The organism is Streptosporangium sp. NPDC002607 (genome assembly GCF_053592655.1).
In genome coordinates this window covers 1-1350 of the sequence record NZ_JBSFWD010000166.1, presented here as the reverse complement: position 1 = coordinate 1350, position 1350 = coordinate 1, and the positions used below count along the sequence as shown (strand labels likewise).

At 72.7% G+C, this 1350-nt stretch carries 1 protein-coding gene; it reads right to left on the bottom strand.

The annotated features are described in order from the left end of the window. On the bottom strand, nucleotides 1-1307 hold a 1307-nt coding region (locus tag ACWD3H_RS47670; protein WP_451959804.1), incomplete at its 3' end, for an acyltransferase domain-containing protein. Between the last annotated feature and the right edge of the window lie 43 nt (nucleotides 1308-1350).

Here is a 1350-nt window from a genome sequence, read left to right as displayed (position 1 = left end):
GAACCCCGCGAGTCCGAGTCGGCGAGCGCGGTGAGGGTGTCGGCGGCCATGGCGGTCAGCACCCCGTCGGGGCCCAGCTCCAGATACGCCCGTACCCCCTGACCGTGCAGCGCGCGCACCCCGTCGGCGAACCGGACCGCGCCACGCACCTGCTCCACCCAGTAATCCGGCGAGCACAACCGCTCCGCCGTGGCCACCTGGCCGGTCACGTTCGACACCACCGGAATACGCGGCGCGCTGTAGGTCAACCCGCCCGCCAGGGCGCGGAAGTCCTCCAGCATCGGCTCCATCAACGGCGAATGGAACGCGTGCGACACCCGCAACCGCTTGGTCCGAACCCCCTGACCTTCCAGGGCGGCGGCCACCTCCAGCACCGCCTCCGCCACCCCGGAGATCACCACCGAGGCCGGGCCGTTCACCGCCGCGACCGACACCTCACCCTCGCGCCCGGCCAGCAGAGCGGCGACCTCCTCCTCCGACGCTGCCACCGCCACCATCGCCCCACCCGACGGCAACGCCTGCATCAACCGCGCCCGACCCGCCACCAGCACACACGCATCCTTCAGGGACAACACCCCGGCCACATGGGCAGCGGTGATCTCCCCGATCGAGTGCCCCGCCAGCACATCCGGCCGCAGCCCCCACGACTCCACCAGCCGGAACAGCGCCGTCTCCACCGCGAACAACGCCGGCTGCGCCCACCCCGTCTGATCCAGCAGCCCCGCCTCAGCCGAACCCGGCTCAGCGAACAGCACCTCACGCACCGAACAGCCCGCCCGCTTGGCCGACTCGCCGCCCGGCCGCCCGGCCAACTCCCCGTCCAACTGCTCCAGCACCGCGTCCAACGCCTGCGCGAACACCGGGAACCGGTCATACAGCTCCCGGCCCATCCCCACCCGCTGGCTGCCCTGGCCGGTGAACAACACCGCCAGCCGCGGCTCCGGCCCCGCCGTCCCGCGCACCACACCGGCACCCGGACGGTCCTCGGCCAGCGCACCCAGCCCGGCCAGCACCCCGTCACGGTCGGCGGCCAGCACCACCGCCCGATGCTCGAACGCCGACCGCGTCGTCGCCAGCGAGAACACCGTGTCGATCAGCCCCAGCCCAGGCTGACCGTCCAGGAACGACGCCAACCGCTCGGCCTGCGCCCGCAACGCCTCCACCGACCGGCCCGACACCAGCAGCGGCACCACACCCGCAGTCGCAGCAGGTGCCTGGCCCTGCGAAGCCTCTTCGGGTTCCGGCGTTTCCGGTCCTTGTTCGATGATCACGTGGGCGTTGGTGCCGCTGATCCCGAACGACGACACCCCCGCCCGCCACGGCCGCTCCACCCGAGGCCACGACCGAGAT